We start from the raw sequence: 19,451 nt of genomic DNA, 5'->3' as shown, positions 1-19,451 counted from the left end.
AGCCGCCCCGCATGCGCGACCGGCGCCCTTCCGGTCAAGCGATTGCGCGGAGGGGCTGCGGCGCGTCCAGCGCGTCCCGCACCGCGGCCAGGCGCGAGCGGCTGACCGGCAGCGGCGGCCCTTCGCTCAGATGCAGCCGCCAGCGTCCGCCGTCCCGCTCCAGACGCTCCACGTGGGCGAGGTTGGCGATGACCGAGCGATGGATGCGCAGGAACGTGGGGGGAAGCTGCGTCTCCAGCCGCTCGAGGCGTGCGGCGTGCAGCAGCGAGCGTCCGCCGCGGAGCCGCAGCTCGGCGTAGTCGTCGGCGCCGACGATCGCGAGGATGTCCGGCAGCGGCACGAGTTCGACGCCCCGCGGGGAGGCGACCGTGAGCCGGTCCGGTCGGCTGGCCGCGCGCGTGAGGGCGGCCTCGCGGGCCGTGTCGTCGCGGCCGAGGCGCAGGACCTCGACGATCAGCAGCGGCAGGACGAGCGTGGCCGCGAAGACGAAGAACGACAGATCCAGCAGCCAGATCGGCTGCAGCACGCCCAACGCCATGAAGGTCGCGAGCCAAGCCAGGGTCGGCCGCGCGCCCGCGACCTTCGTCACCACACCTTCCGCCGCCGCCACCCCCGCGAGACCCACGCCCGCCAGCAGCGCGACGCCCGCCTTCACGTCGAAGCCCGGCAGCAGCCAGGTGGCGGGAAGGGCGATGGCGGCCGCGGCCAGCAGCCATGGACGCCGCCGAAGGGCGAACCTGGATCCGGCCCAGGCGGCGAGCAGGGCGGCGAACGCCACGGTCAGGAGCCAGATCGCGGTGACGCGCCAGCTGTGGACCGGATACGGGTAGCGCCAGATGTGCCGCAGCATCTCGACCGCGGCCTGCAGCGCGGCGACGCCGGAGAGGGCCGCCAGCGCCAGGCTGGAGCCCGTCCGGCGCATCGCGTGGATGGCCCCGAAGCCGAAGGCGGCGGCGGCGAGGGCGCCCGCGGCCACGAAGGTGACGGCGAGCAGGGGCAGGCGAGACGGCTGGCGCGCCGCCCCGACACCCAGCCATCCGACGGGATGGGCGAACCGCAGGCCGCCGTGGAACGCCGACATGTGGACCACCAGCTCGTTCCCGGCGGGGCGCCACAGCGTCTCGGGGATCGGGACGTCGAAATGGTAGCGGCCGGGGATCTCCGCCTCGGCCACGGCGCCGGGCCGGCCGTTGGCCCCAAGCCTCACGCCGTTGAACCAGACCTCCGACGAGGCGGCGCCGATCGCGAAGACCGCCTTCGGGTCCATGGAACGACGGGGCGGGACGGCGGCCCGCAGCCACAGTTCCCGTCCCTGGGGATCGATAGGCCCCGCCACGGCGCGGCAATCGGCGAGACGTGGCGGGCCTTCCTGCCGCTCAGCCCGGCAGGATTCCCAGGCAAGGCCCTGCGCCCCGGCGGCGGCCGGCGCCAAGGCAAGCAGTCCGGCGACCAGAAGCGCGCGCCACATGGGGGCACCTTACGGCGCCGTTCGCCGCCCGGCGCGGTCGTTCGCCGAGCCGTCGGCCCCATTCACCGAAGCGCCGCCGCGCACGACGCCGCTCCGCCGCAGCTTCGGCAAATGATTCCTGCCCGCCTGCCTCGCCGCTCCCTGTTCGCCGCCGCCGCCGGCCTCGCCCTGCCAGGCGTCCCGCTGGCGCAGAGCCACACCTCGCCCGGGCCTTTCCGCTTCAAGGGTTGGCGGGGCCAGGAGGTCGACGCCGAGCGGGGCTTCTTCGAGGTCCCCGAGGACCGGCGCGATCCGACCTCGCGCCGCATCCGGCTGAGCTACGTGCGCTTCCCCTCCACCGCGGCGCGCCCGGGACCGCCGATCGTCTACCTCGCAGGCGGGCCGGGCGGGACCGCCACGGGGACCTTCACGGGCCCCAGGTTCCCCATCGCCATGGCCCTGCGGGAGATCGCCGACGTCATAGCCTTCGACCAGCGCGGCACGGGGCTCTCCAATCACATCCCGCGGCGTCCCGCCTACGCGGGCCCGCCCCCGGTGCTGACCCGCGAGGGGCTCACGGCCCACATGCGCGCCGAGTTCGCGCGGGCCTGGGCCGAGTGGACGGCGGCCGGCGTGGCCATGCGCGGCTACAACACGAACGAGAGCGCCGACGATGTCGACGACCTGCGCCGTCACCTGCGCGCCGAACGGATCAACCTCTGGGGCATCAGCTACGGCTCGCACCTTGGGCTGGCGGTGCTGAAGCGTCACGGCGACCGGGTGGACCGCGTGGCGCTGGCGAGCCTCGAGGGGCAGGACCAGACGGTGAAGCGGCCGGCGCGGAGCGACCGCTACCTGGAGCGCGTGGACCGGCTCCTGGACGCCGCCCCGGAGGTTAGGCAGGCCGTGCCCGACCTTTCGGCGCTGATGCGGCGAGTGCACGCGCGCCTCGAGGCCGATCCCCAGCCGATAGCCGTCCCCCGTCCATCGGGCCCGCTGGAGCTGCGGATCGGCGGCTTCGCCGTCCAGCTGCTGGCCGGAGGCCTCGTGGCGAACCCCGAGACCCTGGCGATGCTGCCGCGTCTCTATCTGGCGCTCGACGCCGGGCGGATCGACGCGTTGGCGCCCTTCGCGGGCCAGTTCGCCGGCGGGCTGTCCGTCAGCGGCATGCCCGAGGCCATGGACCTCGCGTCCGGGATTTCGCCGCGCAAGCTGGCGATGGTCCGCCGCGAGGCTGAAACGGCGGTGTTTGGCGACGCCCTGAACTTCCCGATGCCGCACCTCTCGGGCTCCGTCGACGGCGTCGACCTGGGCGAGGCGTTCCGCCGGCCCATCCGAATCGACCATCCGAGCCTCCTGGTCGCCGGGTCGCTGGACGGGCGGACCGTGCTGGAGGAGCAGGCCGAGGTGGCGGCGCAGTTCCGCAACCGGACCCAGGTGCTGGTGGAGAACGCCGGGCACAATGTCTTCGAGGCGCACCCGGAGGTGCAGGCGATGATCGTGCGGTTCTTCCGGGGCGAGCGCCTGTCGGACGCCCGCCTGGCCCTGCCGCCCCCCAAGTTCCGTATCGCGTGAGATTGCCCCGGCGCGGCGGCTTGGGCTAAGGCTCGCCCCCACTTCAGGGAGCGCCCATGACCGAGATCGTCGACATCATCGCCCGCGAGATCCTGGACAGCCGGGGGAACCCGACGGTCGAGGTGGACGTGATCCTCGAGGACGGCTCCATGGGCCGCGCGGCCGTGCCGTCCGGCGCCTCCACCGGCGCGCACGAGGCGGTCGAGAAGCGCGACGGCGACAAGGGACGCTACCTGGGCAAGGGCGTGACCCAGGCGGTCGAGGCCGTGAACGGCGAGATCTACGACGCGCTGTCGGGCAGCGACGCCGAGGACCAGCGGCGGATCGACCGTCTGCTGATCGAGCTGGACGGCACGCCGAACAAGAGCCGGCTCGGCGCCAACGCGATCCTGGGCGTGAGCCTGGCCAACGCCAAGGCGGCCGCGAGCTCGTCGGCGCTGCCGCTCTACAAATACGTGGGCGGCGTCTCGGCGCGGGTCCTGCCGGTGCCCATGATGAACATCATCAACGGCGGCGCCCACGCGGACAATCCGATCGACATCCAGGAGTTCATGATCCTGCCCACCGGCGCGGAAACCTTCGCCGAGGGCCTGCGGACGGGCGCCGAGATCTTCCACGCGCTGAAGGCGCAGCTGAAGGCCGCGGGGCACAACACCAACGTGGGCGACGAGGGCGGCTTCGCGCCCAACCTGTCCAGCGCCGAGGCGGCGCTGGAGTTCATCATGAAGGCCGGCGAGAGCGCCGGCTACAAGGCGGGCATGGACTTCCACCTGGGCCTCGACGTCGCCTCCACCGAGTTCTTCAAGGGCGGCAAGTACATCATGGAGGGCGAGGGCAAGACGGTGGATCCGGCCGGCATGGTCGAGTACCTCGCGGCCCTGGTCGGCCAATTCCCAATCGTCACGATCGAGGACGGCTGCGCCGAGGACGATTTCGACGGCTGGAAGCTGCTCACCGACCGCCTGGGCGGGCAGGTGCAGCTGGTCGGCGACGACCTTTTCGTGACCAACCCCGAGCGCCTCGGCATGGGCATCGGCAAGGGTCTGGCGAACTCCATCCTCGTGAAGGTCAACCAGATCGGCACGCTGTCCGAGACGCTCGACGCCGTCGATCTCGCGCACCGCAACAGCTACACCGCGGTGATGAGCCACCGCTCGGGCGAGACCGAGGACTCCACGATCGCCGACCTCGCGGTGGCCACCAACTGCGGGCAGATCAAGACCGGCTCGCTGGCCCGGTCCGACCGGACGGCCAAGTACAACCAGCTTCTCCGCATCGAGGAGGAACTGGGCGACCAGGCCGTCTACGCCGGCCGCGGGGCGCTGCGCCAGATCTAGGCGGCGAGCGGCCGACGCCGCCGCAGCGCCGAGCCGGCCGCGCCGAAGCCCAGGATCATGAGCGCCCAGGTCGCGGGCTCCGGGACGGCAATGTCCACGGCCGGAGGCGTCCGGCTTCCGCCCGTGCCCGTGAAGGTGAGGGTGTAGGTCCCGAACTCCGGGAAGAACGTGTCGGCGCGGTCCCAACCGTCGAGGTGGCCGCCGTTCGCGAGGATCGAACGCGTCGGGAACTGGTCGAAGGCCAGATAGTAGACGCCGGGCGCGAAGGCGGCGAGCTGGCCCGGCAGGAACACCGGATCCAGCCCCGGCCCGGCCTCGTCGTCGTTGTGCAGGACCTGAACCCCGTCCGCGTCGAACAGGTACAGCATCGTGTCGTCGATGTTGTCGATGGGCAGGCCATAGTCGACGAGCTGGGTCTCGACCGTCACGCCGAAGGCGGCCGTATCCAGGATGTTGATGCGGTAGATGTCCACATCGTCGATGGGCAGGTCGACGGACCCCCGGTTCGAGAGCGTGCCCGTGATGCGGCTGAAGCCGCCCGAGATGATGTTCGCCGTCGCCAGCGTCTCGCCGGCGTCGCCAACCTCCGAGATGGTCTGCGCCTGAGCCGCCAGCGGCGCGCTCAGCAGGGCGGATGCGAGCAGGACCGCTCGCCAGGTGTCGGAAATCATGCCTACCTCCATGTGTCTCGTGCAGGGATGATCCACCCACCTCGGCGATGCGGCTGCGGGAAGAGGCGTCGGCAGGCGCCGGGGTGCACGATGGTGCACGCCGCCCACGGGCGGGAGGGTGCCTGCCCCTCGCGGACGGGATGGTTAGCGCGCCGTTAGGGATTGTGGCGCACAAGGGCGAAACCCCCGCTGGGAATCGCCGTGCTCGCAAGTCTGCGTCCGTACCTGTCGACCGCCTTCCTGGCGCTCCTGATCGCCTACTTCGGGTTCCACGCCTTCACGGGCGAGGGCGGGCTTCTCAAGTCGGACACCCGCGACGCCGCGCTCGCGGCCAAGACCCGCGAGCTCCAGGCCCTGACGGCCCAGCGGCACGACCTCGAGGTCCGCGCGAAGCTGCTCCGCGACGAGAGCCTTTCCGCCGATCTGCTGGAGGAGAGGGCGCGCTCCCTTCTAGGCTTCGCAGACCCTAGGGACTATGTGATCCGTATGAAGTAAGGTTCGCTCCGGGGCGATCCTTCGACATCAAACGATCACGGGGTGACGCATGGCGCGCGCAGCGACGGCCGCAGCCGGTAAGCGCAAGGCCAACGGGGCGGACGCGACGTCCGTCACGAAGGACGAACTCCTCAAGTACTACCGCGAGATGCTGCTCATAAGGCGCTTCGAGGAGCGGGCGGGCCAGCTCTACGGCATGGGGCTCATCGGCGGGTTCTGCCACCTCTACATCGGCCAGGAGGCCATCGCGGTGGGCTGCGAAGCGGCCAAGCGGCCGGGCGACCAGTTCATCACCGGCTATCGCGACCACGGCCACATGCTGGTGGCGGGTATGGATCCGCGCGAGGTGATGGCCGAGCTCACCGGCCGGATCGGCGGGTCGTCCAAGGGCAAGGGCGGCTCGATGCACATGTTCTCGACCGAGGCCGCCTTCTACGGCGGCCACGGCATCGTGGGCGCGCAGGTGGCGCTGGGCACGGGCCTGGCGCTCGCCAACAGCTATCGCGAGGACGGCAAGGTCAGCTTCGCCTTCTTCGGCGACGGGGCGTCCAATCAGGGCCAGGTCTACGAAAGCTTCAACATGGCCGCGGTCTGGAAGCTGCCGGTCATCTACGTGATCGAGAACAACCAGTACGCCATGGGCACGGCCATCGACCGCTCGACGTCCGAGGTCGAGCTCTACAAGCGCGGCATCTCGTTCAACATCCCCGGCGAGCAGGTGGACGGCATGGACGTCACCGCCGTGAAGGCGGCGGCGCAGCGGGCCTGCGACCACTGCCGGTCGGGCAAGGGGCCGTACATCCTCGAGATGAAGACCTACCGCTACCGCGGCCACTCCATGAGCGACCCGGCCAAGTACCGCACCCGGGAGGAGGTGGACGAGGTCCGCAAGACCCGCGACCCGATCGACCATGTGGAGGAGATGCTGGAGAAGAACGGCTGGGCCGACGAGGCCACGCTGAAGGCCATCGACGCCGAGGTGAAGAAGATCGTCGCCGACGCCGCCGAGTTCGCCCGGACCAGCCCCGAGCCGGACCCGTCCGAGCTCTACACCCACGTCTACACGACCGTCGAACAGGGGGCCTGAGCCGTGACCGACATCCTGATGCCGGCGCTCTCGCCCACGATGGAAGAGGGCACCCTCGCCAAGTGGCACGTGAAGGTGGGCGACCAGGTCCGTTCCGGCGACGTGATCGCCGAGATCGAGACCGACAAGGCGACCATGGAGGTCGAGGCCGTCGACGAGGGCGTGGTCTCCGAGATCCTGGTGCCCGAGGGCACGGAGGAGGTGAAGGTCAACACCCCCATCGCCCGGCTGGGCGGCGAGGGTGGCGCGGCCAAGGCGGCGCCGGAGCCGACGCCGCAGACGCAGCCCGCGCCGATGCAGACGGCCGCAGGCGACCCCGAGAAGCAGCCGCCCGAGGCGGCGAAGCCGCGTCCCGAAGGCGAGGGCGCTACGCCCGTCACGCCGAAGCCCGCCCTGAAAGACCCCGAGCTGCCCGAGGGCGTGAACCTGGTGAAGGTCACCGTCCGCGACGCCCTGCGCGACGCCATGGCCGAGGAGATGCGCCGGGACGGCGACGTCTTCCTGATGGGCGAGGAAGTCGCTCAGTACCAGGGCGCCTACAAGGTCAGCCGCGGCCTGCTCGAGGAGTTCGGGCCCAAGCGGGTCATCGACACCCCGATCACCGAGCACGGCTTCGCGGGCCTGGGCGTCGGCGCCGCCATGGCGGGGCTGAAGCCGATCGTCGAGTTCATGACCTTCAACTTCGCCATGCAGGCGATCGACCACATCATCAACTCGGCGGCCAAGACGCTCTACATGTCGGGCGGCCAGATCAAGACGTCGATCGTCTTCCGCGGACCCAACGGCGCAGCCGCTCGCGTGGCGGCGCAGCACAGCCAGGATTACGCCGCCTGGTACGGCCATGTGCCGGGCCTGAAGGTGATCGCGCCCTACGACGCGGCCGACGCCAAGGGGCTGCTCAAGGCCGCGATCCGCGATCCGAACCCCGTGGTCTTCCTGGAGCACGAGATGCTCTACGGCCAGGAGTTCGACGTGCCCGAAGGGATCGACTGGGTCGTCCCGATCGGCAAGGCCAAGGTTCGGCGCGAGGGGACAGGCGTCACGCTGGTGGCCTACTCCCGGATGGTGGGCTTCTGCCTGCAGGCGGCCGAGGATCTGGCCAAGGACGGGATCGAGGCCGAGGTGGTCGACCTGCGCACCATCCGTCCCATGGACATCGAGACCGTCGTCGAGAGCGTGAAGAAGACCAATCGTCTGGTGACCGTCGAGGAAGGCTGGGGCCCCATGGGCGTCGGCGCCGAGGTCTGCGCCAAGGTCACCGAGCTCGCGTTCGACTATCTCGACGCCCCCCCGATGCGGGTGACCCAGGAAGATGTCCCGCTCCCCTACGCCGCCAACCTCGAGGCGCTCTCGATGCCCTCGGTCGATCGGATCGTGAAGGCGGCCAAGGCCGTGAGCTACAGGTCGTGAGCCGGAGCCCGTTCCAATGGCGGGCGGGCGGGTGCCACTGCGGCGGGGTCCGCTTCGAGGTGGCGTTGCCGGGTCGTGTCGAGGCGCAGAGCTGCAACTGCTCCATGTGCGCCAAGACCGGCTTCGTGCACATCATCGTGCCGGAGAGCCGCTTCCGGCTGACCAAGGGCGCCGACCGGCTGGCCGAGTACACGTTCAACACCCGCGTGGCGAAGCACCTGTTCTGCTCGGAGTGCGGGATCAAGAGCTTCTATCGCCCCAGGTCCAACCCGGACGGCTGGAGCGTGAACGCCCGCTGCCTCGACACCGTCGAGGGGCTGGAGATCGTGATCGAGGCCTTCGACGGCCAGAACTGGGAGGCCAACGCAGCCGGCCTCGCCCATCTCTCCAGGGAGCCCGCATGAGCCGTCTGCACGGTCAGTGCCACTGCGGCGCGGTGCGCGTCGCGATCGAGGGTGTTGCGGCGGCCGACCTGCCGCTCCGCGCCTGCCAGTGCGGCTTCTGCCGCCGGCATGGCGCGATCTCCACCAGCCATCCGGACGCCCAGATCACGTTCATCGGCGGCCGGCTGCACCACTACCGGTTCGGGCACCGCAAGTCGGACTACATGTTCTGCGCCGAGTGCGGCTGCTACGTGGGCGCGACGGTGATCATCGACGGCGAGCGCTACGCCATCCTGAACGTCACGGGCGTCGACCTCCAGGGCTTCGACGGCCGCACGCCGGAGCCCCACGTCTTCGACGACGAGACGCCGGAGGAGCGCGCGCGGCGGCGCAAGGCGCGCTGGTCGCCGGCCGAACTGACCGAACTGCAACCGAGCGTCTGAGAGCCGAGAGACGACATGCCCATCGACGTCCTGATGCCCGCCCTTTCGCCCACGATGGAGGAGGGCACGCTCGCCAAGTGGCACGTCAAGAAGGGCGACAAGGTCAGCTCGGGCGATGTGATCGCCGAGATCGAGACCGACAAGGCCACCATGGAAGTCGAAGCGGTCGACGAGGGCGTGGTCGAGGACATCCTGGTCGCCGAGGGAACCGAGGGCGTGAAGGTCAACACGCCCATCGCCCGCCTTTCCGGCGAGGGTGAGCCCGCCGCGTCGGCGTCCGCGCCCGCCGCGGCGGCAAGTTCCGCCCCCGCGCCGGCGGCGCCGAAGGCGTCGGAGGGGGCGCAGGCCCCAGCCCCGACACCCGCGCCTGCGGCCGGCCCCAGCGCCCCCTCCCGGTCCCCCTCGCCCGCGAGCGGGGGAGGATCTGAGGGCCGCATCTTCGCCTCGCCCCTGGCGCGCCGCCTGGCCGAGCAGAAGGGGATCGACCTCGCCGCGGTGCAGGGCTCGGGCCCGCACGGGCGCATCGTGAAGGCCGACATCGACAAGGCCCAGCCGGGGGCGGCGAAGCCCGCACCCGCCGCCGCCGAGGCGCCGCCGGCCGCCAAGCCGGCGCCGGCCGCCGCGCCGCGCGAGCACAAGACCCTGGAACAGATGGGCATCGCCCCCGGCAGCTACGACCTCATTCCGCTGGACGGGATGCGCAAGACGGTCGCGCGGCGGATGACAGACAGCTTCCGCGACGTGCCGCATTTCCCCCTGACCGTGGACATCGAACTGGACGCGCTGCTGGCCGCCCGGGCGCGCATCAACCAGATCCTCGAGAAGGACGGGATCAAGGTCAGCGTGAACGACATGGTCATGAAGGCCGCCGCGGTGGCCCTGAAGCGCGTGCCCGAGGCCAACGCCAGCTACACGCCCGAAGGCATCGCCATGCACCATCACGCCGACATCGCCATGGCGGTGGCCGTGCCCGGCGGGCTGATCACCCCCATCATCCGCGCCGCCGAGACCAAGGGCGTGGGCCAGATCGCCACCGAGGCCAAGGACCTGGCCGAGCGGGCACGGACCAAGAAGCTGAAGCCCGAGGAGTTCCAGGGCGGCACCTTCAGCGTCTCGAACCTCGGCATGTTCGGCATCAAGACCTTCGCCTCGATCATCAACGAGCCGCAGGGCGCCATCCTGTCGGTGGGCGCCGGCGAGAAGCGGCCCGTGGTGCGCGGCGATGAGCTGGCCATCGCCACCGTCATGTCCGTCACACTGACCTGCGACCACCGCGTGGTGGACGGCGCGGTGGGCGCCCGCTGGCTCGCCGCCTTCAAGGCGCTGATCGAAGAGCCGCTGACCATGATCGCCTGAGGGGGCTGGCATGAGCACGATCTACGACTTCACGGCCGAGACCATCGACGGGCAGCCGGCGCCGCTGGCGAATTACCGCGGCAAGGTGATGCTGATCGTGAACACCGCCAGCCAGTGCGGCTTCACGCGCCAGTACGGCGGCCTGGAGGACCTGTACCGCAAGCACCGTAACCGCGGCTTCGTCGTGCTGGGCTTTCCCTGCAACCAGTTCGGCGCGCAGGAGCCGGGCGACGCCGACGAGATCAAGACCTTCTGCTCGGTGACCTACAACGTGGACTTCCCCCTGATGCGGAAGATCGACGTGAACGGCCCCTCCGCCCACCCCCTCTACGTCTGGCTGAAGGGGCAGAAGAAGGGGATCCTCGGCACCGAGGGCATCAAGTGGAACTTCACCAAGTTCCTGGTCGACCGGAACGGACAGGTGGTCGGACGCTTCGCGCCCACCGTTGAACCCAGGGCGCTGCACGGCGCGATCGAGAGGCTCCTCTGATGGCCGACGCCTTCGACGTCATCGTGATCGGTTCGGGGCCGGGAGGCTACGTGACCGCCATCCGGGCGAGCCAGCTCGGCATGAAGACCGCCATCGTCGAACGCGCCGAGCTGGGCGGCATCTGCCTGAACTGGGGCTGCATCCCCACCAAGGCGCTGCTGAAGTCCGGCGAGGTCTACGAGCAGCTCGACCACCTGAAGGACTACGGCCTGTCGGTGGAGAAGAAGGCGTTCGACTTCGACGCCGTCGTCCAGCGTTCGCGCAAGGTCGCCGCCCAGCTGAACTCGGGCGTGGGCTTCCTCATGAAGAAGCACAAGGTCGAGGTGGTCCAGGGCGTCGCCAGGCTGGAGAAGGGCGAGGCCGCGCCGACCGTCGTCGTGGGCGACCGGCGGCTGACCGCCAAGCATGTGATCCTCGCCACCGGCGCCCGCGCGCGCACCATCCCCGCCATCGGCCTCGAGCCCGACGGCGAGCGCATCTGGACCTATCGCGAGGCCCTGGTTCCGAAGGCGGCGCCGAAAACCATGGTGGTCATCGGATCGGGCGCCATCGGCATGGAATTCGCGAGCTTCTACAGGGCCCTGGGATCGGACGTTACAGTGGTCGAGATGATGCCTCGCATCCTGCCCGTCGAGGACGAGGAGGTCTCCAAGGCCGCCCACAAGAGCTTCGAGAAGCGCGGGATCCGGTTCCGCGTGCCGGCGTCGGTGAAGAAGCTCAGCAAGACGGCCAAGGGCGTGGCGCTGGAGATCGAGGCCGGCGGCAAGGCCGAGACCCTCGAGGCCGACGTCTGCATCGTGGCGGTCGGCATCGTCGGCAACGTCGAGGACCTGGGTCTCGAGGACCTGGGCGTGAAGGTCGAGAAGACCCACGTGGTCACCGACAGCCACGGCGCCACGGGCGTGCCGGGCCTCTACGCGATCGGCGACGTGGCCGGACCGCCCTGGCTCGCGCACAAGGCCAGCCACGAGGGCGTGCACTGCATCGAACACATCGCGGGTCTGAAGCCCACGAACCTGACCGCCCCGATCCCGGGCTGCACCTACACGACGCCGCAGATCGCCTCCGTCGGCGTCACGGAAGCCCAGGCCAAGGAGCAGGGGCTGGAGCCGAAGGTGGGCCGCTTCCCGTTCCGCGTGAACGGCAAGGCGATCGCCGCCGGCGAGACGGACGGCTTCATCAAGACGGTGTTCGACGGCAGGACCGGCGCGCTCATCGGCGCGCACATGATCGGCCACGAGGTCAACGAGATGATCCAGGGCTTCGCCATCGCCATGACGCTGGAGGCCACGGAAGCCGAGCTGCACGCCACGGTGTTCCCGCACCCCACCATGAGCGAGGCCATGCACGAGGCGACCCTCGACGCCTACGGCAAGGTCCTGCACATCTGAAATCCCTCCCCGGGAGGGGGGCCTAGGCCGCCCGCTGGAGCTCGGCGTCGACGATCCGCTGGATGGCGGGGTAGTCGGTCTTGCCGGTGCCGAGCACCGGGATCTCCTGCACCTTGATGATCTTGCGCGGCACCGTGAGCTCGGGCGCGCCGATCTGCTGGGCGTAGGCCACCAGCGGGGCTGCGTCAGCGTCGCGGCGGTCGGTGACCAGGATCAGGCGCTCGCCCTTCTTGGGATCCGGCAGGGCGATGACCGCGTGGCGGCAGTCGGGCCACACTGCCGACGCCAGGTCCTCGGCGGCGGTGAGGGAGACCATCTCGCCGCCGATCTTGGCGAAGCGCTTCACGCGGCCGAGGATCTTGATCCACTGATCGTCGGTCATCGACACCACGTCCCCGGTGTCGTGCCAGCCGCCCGACGGCGCGTCCACGCCGCCCTGGGCGTTCAGGTAGCCGGCCATGACGTTCGGGCCGCGGACGAGCAGCTTGCCGCCGCCCGGGATGCCCTCCACCGGCTCCAGCCGCGTCTCCACGCCCGGCAGCAGCTTGCCGACCGTGCCGCGCCGGTTGTCGGCCGGCAGGTTCACCGCGATCACCGGCGAGGCCTCGGTGGCGCCGTAGCCCTCCAGGATCGGAATGGGTCCGAACTTCTCGGCGATGAGGTTGTGGGTCTCCTCCCGGACCTTCTCGGCGCCGCAGACCACGAAGGTGAGGCCGGCCAGCTCGTCGCGATCGGCCGAGCGGGCGTACTGGTTCAGGAAGGTGTCGGTGGCGAACAGCACCGCGGCCTTGGTGTCCTTCACCAGCGGCGGGATCTGCTTGATGTGCAGCGGCGAGGGATACTGGAACGCCTTCATCCCCTCGAGGATGGGCAGCAGCGCGCCCCCGGTGAGGCCGAAGCAGTGGAAGATCGGCAGGGGGTTGAAGAACACCCAGTTCGGGTCGAGCCGGATGTGCGCGGCCACCTGCTTGGCGTTGGAGACCAGGTTGGCCTGGCTCAGGACCACGCCCTTGGGCGTGCCGAAGCTGCCTGACGTGAAGAGGATCACCCCCGGGTCGCTGGGCCGCGTGGCGGCGCGGAACGACTTCGGCAGGGCCCCGGCGGCCGCGGCGAACAGGCGGTCCGACAGACCCACGGTCTTCCGGACGTCCTCCAGGTAGACGACGTTGGTGAGGGTCTCGAGGGCGTCGATCAGGTCGTGCAGCTTGCCCTGCTCGACGAAGCGATGGGACGTCAGCACAGTCTTGACGCCCGCCAGCTCGCAGGCCGCCTTCAGGTTCCGGATGCCGGACGTGAAGTTGAGCATCGTCGGCACGCGGCCGAAGGCGTGCAGGGCGAAGAAGGTGACCACGCCGCCCGAGCTGGACGGCAGCATCACGCCCACGCGCTCGCCCTTGGCGGTGAACGCAGCGATCTTGCGGCCGAGCGCGAACGCGGCCCGGATCAGGTCGAGGTAGGAGAGGGGACTACGCTCCTGGTCCTCCAGGATCGGCTTCCTGGCCCCGTACTTCCGCGCGGAAGCAACCAGGGCGTCGAAGATTGTGGACTGCGCAGCCGCGCTGTCGAACGCGCTCAAGGGCGATCGCTCCCATATTGTCGTTGGCGGGAACCTACAGAGCGCCGTTCCCCCTGAAAAGCTTGGTTACCTGCCGTGATCGCGGGCCGGACCCCGCGATGCGCTTGATCCGGCGGGCCGGACGGACGATCTAGGGGCCATGGCCGTGGTCATCGACACCGTCTCCGGCAAGGCTGCGCGTCCGCGGCATCCGGAGAAGCAGAACCGTCCCGAGACGCCGATCCTGCGCAAGCCCGAGTGGCTGCGCGTCCGCGCGCCGGGGTCGGCCGGCTACAACGCCACCCGCGAGATCGTGAAGGGCCACGGCCTGGTCACCGTCTGCGAGGAGGCGGCCTGCCCGAACATCGGCGAGTGCTGGTCCAAGAGCCACGCCACCATGATGATCATGGGCGAGGTGTGCACCCGGGCCTGCGCGTTCTGCAACGTGGCGACCGGCAAGCCGAATCCGCTGGATCCCACCGAGCCCGCCCGCGTGGCCGATGCGGTGGCCAAGATGGGCCTGCGCCACGTGGTCATCACCTCGGTGGACCGCGACGACCTGGCCGATGGCGGCGCGGCGCACTTCGCCGCGGTCGTGGGAGCGATCCGCGCGGCCTCGCCCGGCACCACGATCGAGATCCTGACCCCGGACTTCCTGCGCAAGCCCCTCGAGGCCGTGCATGCGGTGATCGACGCCCGACCCGACGTCTTCAACCACAACCTCGAGACCGTGCCGCGGCTCTACCTGCCGATCCGCCCGGGAGCGCGGTACTACAACTCGCTGCGCCTGCTGGAACGGGTCAAGGAACGCGATCCCGAGCAGTTCACCAAGTCCGGCATCATGGTCGGCCTGGGCGAGGCGAAGGAGGAGGTGATGCAGGTGATGGACGACATGCGGTCCGCCGGCGTCGACTTCATCACCATCGGCCAGTACCTGCAGCCGACCCGAAAGCACGCGCCGATCGACCGGTTCGTGCACCCCGACGAGTTCAGGGCCTACGAGGAGATCGCCAGGGCCAAGGGCTTCCTTGTGGTCTCGTCCAGCCCGCTGACGCGCTCGTCGCACCACGCCGACGAGGACTTCGCCCGGCTGCAGGCTGCGCGCCGGGCGCGGGACGCGGCGTAGGTTGCAGCACCACGTCTCGCGCGTGCTGCCGTACACGCCCGACCAGCTCTTCCAGCTTGTCGGCGACGTGGACCGCTACCCCGAGTTCGTGCCCTGGATCACCGCCATGCGCACGTGGAACCGGCGGCAGGTCCGCGACGACGCCGACCAGCTGGACGCCGAGGCCGGCGTCGGCTTCTCGTTCCTGAAGGAGCGCTTCGCCACCCGGGTGCTGCGCGACGGCGCCGCCCGGCAGATCGACGTCAACCTGCTCTCGGGCCCGTTCCGCAGGCTGGTGAACCGCTGGCGCTTTCTGCCGGACGATGCCGGCACGCGGATCGAGTTCGACATCGACTTCCAGTTCAAGTCGCGTCTGCTGGACGGCCTCCTGGCCGCCAATTTCCACCATGCGGTGGAGCGCCTGATGCGCTGCTTCGAGGATCGCGCGAAGGCGCTCTACGGCTAGGCGCGCCGCCGCCCCACTCAGGACCCTTGCGGGGTCGTCCTCCGGCGCGCCGCGCGGGTGGCGAGCATGATGACGAACCCTGCCGCAAGGACGGCGGCCAGCGCCGGAAGCTCCTTCGTCGCCCCGAACGCGACCACGGCCGCCATGGACAGGATCGCCAAGACGGCGGCGACGCGGGCGAAGGGCAGGCGGAAGGCGGCGGGCGGCGCCTGGGCGCGGCCAACCAGCCGGATCAGCGCGACGCAGGCCAGGATGTAGACCACGAGCCGCGCCGCCGTGGACATGGTCAGCGCGCTCAGCAGGTCGCTGGCCATGCCGGCGCCGAAGCCGACGAGGCTCGAGACCACGATGGCCACGTGCGGCGTCCGCCAGCGCGGATGGATCCTGGCGAGCAGCGCAGGAACCTCCCCATGCTCGGCCAGCGCCAGCAGGTTGCGGGGCATGGAGACCACGATCACGAGGAGGGTGCCGAGGGTGACGGCCAGGGCGCCCGCCGAGACCACGGCGGCGCCGAGCGGCCCGTAGAGGGTCCGTCCGGCCTCGGCGAAGGGGCGATCGTTGGCGGCCGGGTCGGCAAGCACCCCCACGCAGGCCCCGAAGGCGAGGGCGAAGACCGCCGTCACGAGGGCCAGGGCGAAGAGCAGGCTCGCCGGCACGTCGCGCCGCGGGTCCCGCGCCTCGCCGGCGACGAGCGCAGCGCGCTCGAAGCCCGAGTACCCGAAGATGAAGATCAGCATGGCCTGGATGAAGGGCGTGGCCGCGGGCGGCGGCGCGGCGGGCGCGAGGCGGTCCATCTGCGCGAACGGCAGGACGGCGGCCAGGAAGAGCGCGATGAAGGCCAGCTTGACGGCGATGACGAGGTTGCTCGCGCCGGCCGCCTGCCGGATGCCCACCAGGACGATCCCCGTGCAGACGAGCCCGACGGCGCCCAGGGCGAGGATCCGCCCCGCGCCCTCGCCCAGCGCGGGGACGAAGCCGGCCAGGTAGCTGACGAAGAGGTTACTGAGGGTCGCGGCGCCCAGCGCCTGGGCCACCCAGAGCATCCAGCCCGAGGCGAAGGCGATCCAGGGCGGCAGCGCGGCGCGGGCGTAGAGATAGGGCCCGCCGGTGCCGCTGAACCGGCTGCCGAGCTCGGCGAAGCAGAGGATCACCGGCAGCACGGCCAGGGCGCTGGCCAGCAGCACCAGCAGGCCCCAGCCCTCGACGAGGCCGTAGACCTTGGCCGGGGCGGTCAGCATGCCCGCGCCCAGCATGACGTTCAGCAGGAACCCGATGATGTCGCGCCGACGCAGGGCGCGGACCAACTGGCCTTCGGCGGCCGCCGGCTCGGCGGACGAGGGCGCGCCGTCTGCCGTCACGGCTACTTCGACGTCACGCGGTCGCGCAGCATCTGCAGGGCGGCCTGCACGGCGCCCAGCTGGACGCCCTCGCGGGTCTCCTCCTCGAAGAAGTGCTCCTCGTGCACCAGCCGCTGGTTCGTCCGCGCCGTGGCGATGTGGACCGTGCCCACCGGCTTCAGCCGCGTCCCGCCGGCGGGACCCGCCACCCCGGTGATGGCCACCGAGATGTGGGCGTTGGACGCTTCCAGCGCGCCCTCGGCCATCATGCGCGCGACGGGCTCGGAAACCGCGCCCAGGTCGGCGATCAGGTCGCCGGGCACGCCCAGCAGCTCCTGCTTGGCCCGGTTCGAATAGGTGACGAACCCGCGCTCGAACACGTCGGACGAGCCGGGGATGGAGCAGATGGCGCCCGCCACCAGGCCGCCGGTGCAGCTCTCGGCGGTGACGATCCGGAGCGAACGCTCGCGCGCCTCGTCGATGAGAAGCCGGGCCAGGGTGACGATCTCCAGGTTGAACATCGACATGCCTTGGTCCCCTTTACCGTGCGCCGCTCTGCACAGAGCATCGACAGGCCACTCCGTTCAAGGCGATTCGAGACCCATGACCACGCTCGCCGCCGCGCCTGCGGCCCGCCAACCGCCCGCGGCGCTCTTCGTGCTCACGGTGTTCACGAGCGCCGCGCTGGTGTTCCTGGTCCAGCCGATGGTCGCCAAGCTGGTGCTGCCGCTGCTGGGCGGAAGTCCGTCGGTCTGGAACACCTCGATGGCGTTCTTCCAGATCGCCCTCCTGGCGGGCTACTTCTACGCCCACCTCCTGCAGCGAATCCCGTCCGTCCGCGCCCAGGCCATGACGCACGTCGCGGCCCTGCTGATCGCCGCCGTGGCGTTGCCCCTGCGGGTGAACGGGCTGGCAGGCCCGCCCTCGTCCGACCATCCCAACCTCTGGCTGCTGGCGGTCCTGGCGCTCTCGATCGGCGCCCCGTTCGCGATCCTCTCCGCCACCGCGCCGCTGGTGCAGGCCTGGCATGCGCGCACCCTCGGGACCATCGAGGGCAAGGAGCCCTATGCGCTCTACGCCGCGTCCAACCTTGGCAGCCTGATCGCGCTCCTGGCCTATCCCGTTGTGGTCGAGCCCACGATGACGCTGGTGGGGCAGCGCATGGGATGGAGCGCAGGCTACGGCCTGTTCGTGGTGGTCATCGGGGTCCTGGCGGTGGCGGTCTCACGCGTCCGCGCCGAGGCGGCTGAGGCGGCGATCACGACCGAGCCGCCCCCCTCGTGGCGCACGCGCGCGATCTGGGTCGGGCTGGCGGCCATTCCGTCCAGCCTGATGCTGGGGGTGACCACCTACATCACCACCGACGTGGCGTCGGCGCCCTTCCTCTGGGTGCTGCCGCTGGCGCTCTACCTGACCACGTTCATCATCGCCTTCCAGGACAGGCCCGCCATCCCGCCGGAGGTGACGCTGACCCTGCAGGCCGCGGCCATCGCCGCCTGCGCGGCGATCCTGCCGTTCCGCTCGACGCTGTTCGCATTCCTGCTGTTCGTCCACCTGGCGGCCTTCTTCCTCACCGCGCTCATGTGCCACCAGCAGCTCGTGGCGCGCCGGCCGGATCCGGCGCACCTCACGGAGTTCTACCTCTGCCTCTCGCTCGGCGGCGTGGTCGGGGGCGCCTTCAACGCCTTCCTGGCGCCGGTCATCTTCAACGACGTGTGGGAGTATCCCATCGTCCTGGCGCTGGCCTGCCTGGCGCGGCCTTGGGGCGACCTGCAGAAGGTCCCCATCTGGACGTGGGCGATGCTGATCGTGGGCGTGGCCGCCGCGGCCCTGACCCCGGTGGCGGTCACCTTCGCCAGCCGTACGATGTCCACCGAGGAGATCGTCGGCCGCTTCGATCCGGCCGAACTCTTCGACATGGGCCTGAAGACCCTGCTGGTCCTGGCGGTGCTGGCCGCCTTCCTGGTGCGCCGCCACGCGCTGTTCATCTTCGCGATCGTCGCGATCCTGAGCTATGCGGCCGAAACGGCGGCCGACCGGACCGACACGCGCAAGAGCTGGCGCAGCTTCTTCGGCGTCCTCAAGCAGTCCGAGACCTATGTGAGCACGGTGGGGCGCGTGAAGATGCTGGCCCACGGCACCACCCTGCACGGGGCGCAGTCGCAGGACCCGCGCTACATGTGCAAGCCGCTGGTCTACTACACGCCGAACACCCCCATCGGGCAGGTCTTCGCCCTCAAGCAGCAAGCCGCCCCGGGCCTCCGCATCGGCGCCGTCGGCCTGGGCACGGGCTCGGTCGCGGCCTACGTCCGCGAGCGTGACCACCTCACGTTCTTCGAGATCGATCCCCTGGTGGTGAAGGTCGCCACGAGCGTCGAGAACTTCAGCTACACGACCCGGTGCGCCAAGAGCCCGGTCGACTATGTGATCGGCGACGCGCGCCTGACCGTGGCGAAGCAGCCCGCCGGCAGCTTCGACATCCTGCTCATCGACGCCTTCTCGTCGGACGCGGTGCCCGCCCACCTGCTGACGGTCGAGGCCGTGCGGGGCTACCTGTCGAAGTTGAGGCCGGACGGCGTGCTCATCCTGCACCTCTCGAACCGCAACCTCGACCTGATGAACCCCGCCCAGGCCGTGGCCCGCGCCGCCGGCGGCTACGCCCTGGCGCAGAACTACCGTGCGCCCGACAAGGACCCTCCGGGAACCTGGGATTCCTCGGAGGACGCGGTGATCGTGGCCCGCAACCCCGAGGCGCTCGCCGCCTTCAAGGCCACGGGCAAGTGGGCGGACGGCAACCCCTTCAAGGCCCGGCCCTGGACCGACGACTACACGAACCTCGCCGGCGCCCTCTACGCCAACCTCAAGGGGCGCTGGACCTGGCTGCCGTGAGCCGGGCCTGACGT

18 protein-coding genes are annotated in these 19,451 nt (G+C 70.5%); 13 read left to right on the top strand and 5 right to left on the bottom strand.

Annotated features, from left to right (window positions below; translation table 11 throughout):
• Positions 1 to 34: 34 nt before the first annotated feature.
• Complete coding sequence (locus tag AC2D8W_RS00670; RefSeq protein WP_484669910.1) at positions 35 to 1,468, bottom strand: LytR/AlgR family response regulator transcription factor; 1,434 nt, start codon at positions 1,466 to 1,468, stop codon at positions 35 to 37.
• A 111-nt stretch (positions 1,469 to 1,579) separates the two neighbouring features.
• On the opposite strand from AC2D8W_RS00670, the gene AC2D8W_RS00665 reads away from it, so the two are divergent.
• Both AC2D8W_RS00665 and eno read left to right on the top strand, forming a co-directional pair.
• Entirely contained in the window at positions 1,580 to 3,022 is a 1,443-nt protein-coding gene (locus AC2D8W_RS00665; protein ID WP_484669909.1) for an alpha/beta fold hydrolase, read from the top strand.
• 56 nt (positions 3,023 to 3,078) lie between these two features.
• Positions 3,079 to 4,359 (top strand): phosphopyruvate hydratase, encoded by a 1,281-nt coding sequence (gene eno / locus AC2D8W_RS00660; RefSeq protein ID WP_484669908.1) that lies wholly within the window; start codon positions 3,079 to 3,081, stop codon positions 4,357 to 4,359.
• On the opposite strand, the gene AC2D8W_RS00655 is transcribed toward eno, so the two are convergent.
• Positions 4,356 to 5,030 carry a DVUA0089 family protein gene (locus tag AC2D8W_RS00655; RefSeq protein ID WP_484669907.1) on the bottom strand — a complete coding sequence of 225 codons (675 nt, stop codon included), beginning with the start codon at positions 5,028 to 5,030 and terminating at the stop codon, positions 4,356 to 4,358. The two genes, eno and AC2D8W_RS00655, sit on opposite strands and share 4 nt — an antisense overlap.
• Before the next feature lie 201 nt (positions 5,031 to 5,231).
• On the opposite strand from AC2D8W_RS00655, the gene AC2D8W_RS00650 reads away from it, so the two are divergent.
• The 8 genes from AC2D8W_RS00650 to lpdA are packed head-to-tail and all read left to right on the top strand — an operon-like array spanning position 5,232 to position 12,085.
• The gene (locus tag AC2D8W_RS00650) at positions 5,232 to 5,525 is read left to right on the top strand and encodes an FtsB family cell division protein (protein WP_293479780.1); all 294 of its coding nucleotides are present in this window, start codon (positions 5,232 to 5,234) and stop codon (positions 5,523 to 5,525) included.
• A gap of 49 nt (positions 5,526 to 5,574) precedes the next feature.
• Positions 5,575 to 6,612, top strand: a complete 1,038-nt coding sequence (gene pdhA / locus AC2D8W_RS00645; RefSeq protein ID WP_293479781.1) for a pyruvate dehydrogenase (acetyl-transferring) E1 component subunit alpha — start codon at positions 5,575 to 5,577, stop codon at positions 6,610 to 6,612.
• A gap of 3 nt (positions 6,613 to 6,615) precedes the next feature.
• On the top strand, positions 6,616 to 8,022 hold the full coding sequence (locus AC2D8W_RS00640) for a pyruvate dehydrogenase complex E1 component subunit beta (RefSeq protein WP_484669906.1): 1,407 nt from the start codon (positions 6,616 to 6,618) through the stop codon (positions 8,020 to 8,022).
• Entirely contained in the window at positions 8,019 to 8,426 is a 408-nt protein-coding gene (locus AC2D8W_RS00635) for a GFA family protein (protein ID WP_484669905.1), read from the top strand. Before AC2D8W_RS00640 ends, AC2D8W_RS00635 begins: the two co-directional genes overlap by 4 nt.
• Positions 8,423 to 8,848, top strand: coding sequence for a GFA family protein (locus tag AC2D8W_RS00630; protein ID WP_484669904.1), 426 nt, complete (start codon positions 8,423 to 8,425; stop codon positions 8,846 to 8,848). The genes AC2D8W_RS00635 and AC2D8W_RS00630 overlap by 4 nt, the downstream gene beginning before the upstream one ends.
• A 15-nt stretch (positions 8,849 to 8,863) precedes the next feature.
• Positions 8,864 to 10,204, top strand: a complete 1,341-nt coding sequence (locus tag AC2D8W_RS00625) for a pyruvate dehydrogenase complex dihydrolipoamide acetyltransferase (protein WP_484669903.1) — start codon at positions 8,864 to 8,866, stop codon at positions 10,202 to 10,204.
• Positions 10,205 to 10,214: 10 nt separating this feature from the next.
• Entirely contained in the window at positions 10,215 to 10,694 is a 480-nt protein-coding gene (locus AC2D8W_RS00620; protein WP_484669902.1) for a glutathione peroxidase, read from the top strand.
• On the top strand, positions 10,694 to 12,085 hold the full coding sequence (lpdA, locus tag AC2D8W_RS00615) for a dihydrolipoyl dehydrogenase (protein WP_484669901.1): 1,392 nt from the start codon (positions 10,694 to 10,696) through the stop codon (positions 12,083 to 12,085). The genes AC2D8W_RS00620 and lpdA overlap by 1 nt, the downstream gene beginning before the upstream one ends.
• Positions 12,086 to 12,107: 22 nt before the next feature.
• On the opposite strand, the gene AC2D8W_RS00610 is transcribed toward lpdA, so the two are convergent.
• Entirely contained in the window at positions 12,108 to 13,661 is a 1,554-nt protein-coding gene (locus AC2D8W_RS00610; RefSeq protein WP_484669900.1) for an AMP-binding protein, read from the bottom strand.
• A gap of 139 nt (positions 13,662 to 13,800) precedes the next feature.
• On the opposite strand from AC2D8W_RS00610, the gene lipA reads away from it, so the two are divergent.
• Positions 13,801 to 14,766: a lipoyl synthase gene (gene lipA, locus AC2D8W_RS00605; protein WP_484669899.1), complete on the top strand. Its 966-nt coding sequence runs from the start codon at positions 13,801 to 13,803 to the stop codon at positions 14,764 to 14,766.
• 1 nt (position 14,767) lies between these two features.
• Positions 14,768 to 15,211, top strand: a complete 444-nt coding sequence (locus tag AC2D8W_RS00600) for a type II toxin-antitoxin system RatA family toxin (RefSeq protein ID WP_293479799.1) — start codon at positions 14,768 to 14,770, stop codon at positions 15,209 to 15,211.
• A gap of 17 nt (positions 15,212 to 15,228) precedes the next feature.
• Here AC2D8W_RS00600 and AC2D8W_RS00595 read toward each other — a convergent pair whose 3' ends face one another.
• Together AC2D8W_RS00595 and AC2D8W_RS00590 are read right to left on the bottom strand one after the other, a co-directional pair.
• The gene (locus tag AC2D8W_RS00595) at positions 15,229 to 16,569 is read right to left on the bottom strand and encodes an APC family permease (protein ID WP_484669898.1); all 1,341 of its coding nucleotides are present in this window, start codon (positions 16,567 to 16,569) and stop codon (positions 15,229 to 15,231) included.
• A gap of 2 nt (positions 16,570 to 16,571) precedes the next feature.
• Positions 16,572 to 17,069 (bottom strand): CinA family protein, encoded by a 498-nt coding sequence (locus AC2D8W_RS00590; protein WP_293479896.1) that lies wholly within the window; start codon positions 17,067 to 17,069, stop codon positions 16,572 to 16,574.
• A gap of 82 nt (positions 17,070 to 17,151) precedes the next feature.
• On the opposite strand from AC2D8W_RS00590, the gene AC2D8W_RS00585 reads away from it, so the two are divergent.
• Positions 17,152 to 19,437, top strand: a complete 2,286-nt coding sequence (locus tag AC2D8W_RS00585; RefSeq protein WP_484669897.1) for a spermidine synthase — start codon at positions 17,152 to 17,154, stop codon at positions 19,435 to 19,437.
• The last annotated feature ends 14 nt before the right edge of the window (positions 19,438 to 19,451 follow it).

It is taken from the genome of Phenylobacterium sp. T106 (assembly GCF_057219735.1).
Note: the sequence above shows the minus strand (reverse complement) of the source record. Positions and strands in the feature narration are given on the sequence as shown.

Bases quoted from the DNA above. Each gene is read 5' to 3' on its own strand.
- AC2D8W_RS00670 (WP_484669910.1), bottom strand. From the start codon at position 1,468: ATGTGGCGCGCGCTTCTGGTCGCCGGACTGCTTGCCTTGGCGCCGGCC.
- AC2D8W_RS00665 (WP_484669909.1), top strand. From the start codon at position 1,580: ATGATTCCTGCCCGCCTGCCTCGCCGCTCCCTGTTCGCCGCCGCCGCC.
- eno (WP_484669908.1), top strand. From the start codon at position 3,079: ATGACCGAGATCGTCGACATCATCGCCCGCGAGATCCTGGACAGCCGG.
- AC2D8W_RS00655 (WP_484669907.1), bottom strand. From the start codon at position 5,030: ATGATTTCCGACACCTGGCGAGCGGTCCTGCTCGCATCCGCCCTGCTG.
- pdhA (WP_293479781.1), top strand. From the start codon at position 5,575: ATGGCGCGCGCAGCGACGGCCGCAGCCGGTAAGCGCAAGGCCAACGGG.
- AC2D8W_RS00630 (WP_484669904.1), top strand. From the start codon at position 8,423: ATGAGCCGTCTGCACGGTCAGTGCCACTGCGGCGCGGTGCGCGTCGCG.
- AC2D8W_RS00625 (WP_484669903.1), top strand. From the start codon at position 8,864: ATGCCCATCGACGTCCTGATGCCCGCCCTTTCGCCCACGATGGAGGAG.
- AC2D8W_RS00620 (WP_484669902.1), top strand. From the start codon at position 10,215: ATGAGCACGATCTACGACTTCACGGCCGAGACCATCGACGGGCAGCCG.
- lpdA (WP_484669901.1), top strand. From the start codon at position 10,694: ATGGCCGACGCCTTCGACGTCATCGTGATCGGTTCGGGGCCGGGAGGC.
- lipA (WP_484669899.1), top strand. From the start codon at position 13,801: ATGGCCGTGGTCATCGACACCGTCTCCGGCAAGGCTGCGCGTCCGCGG.
- AC2D8W_RS00590 (WP_293479896.1), bottom strand. From the start codon at position 17,069: ATGTTCAACCTGGAGATCGTCACCCTGGCCCGGCTTCTCATCGACGAG.
- AC2D8W_RS00585 (WP_484669897.1), top strand. From the start codon at position 17,152: ATGACCACGCTCGCCGCCGCGCCTGCGGCCCGCCAACCGCCCGCGGCG.